The organism is Streptomyces sp. DT224, from assembly GCF_049844595.1.
Lineage (GTDB): Bacteria > Actinomycetota > Actinomycetes > Streptomycetales > Streptomycetaceae > Streptomyces.
Genome location: NZ_JBNCLI010000073.1, coordinates 1 through 228 on the forward strand (window position 1 = coordinate 1; position 228 = coordinate 228).

Here is a 228-nt window from a genome sequence, read left to right on the forward strand (position 1 = left end):
GTAGTCGTGGTACATCACGCCGGCGAAGACGCCGGTGCGGCTGCCGCGCAGTGAGGTCGGGTCGATGCCGGCTCGCTCGATGGCTTCCCAGGAGGATTCCAGGAGCAGGCGGTGCTGGGGGTCCATCGCGAGGGCTTCACGTGGCGGGATGCCGAAGAACGCGGGGTCGAACTGGGCTGCGGTGTGCAGGAATCCGCCGTGGCGGGTGTAGACGGTGCCGCGGTGGTC

The 228-nt window shown here is 69.3% G+C and carries 1 protein-coding gene; it reads right to left on the minus strand.

The genetic code is table 11. The features are described from left to right. Nucleotides 1-228 (minus strand): beta-ketoacyl synthase N-terminal-like domain-containing protein (locus tag ACLQ2N_RS36090; RefSeq protein ID WP_425820043.1); only part of this gene is annotated, 228 nt, incomplete at both ends.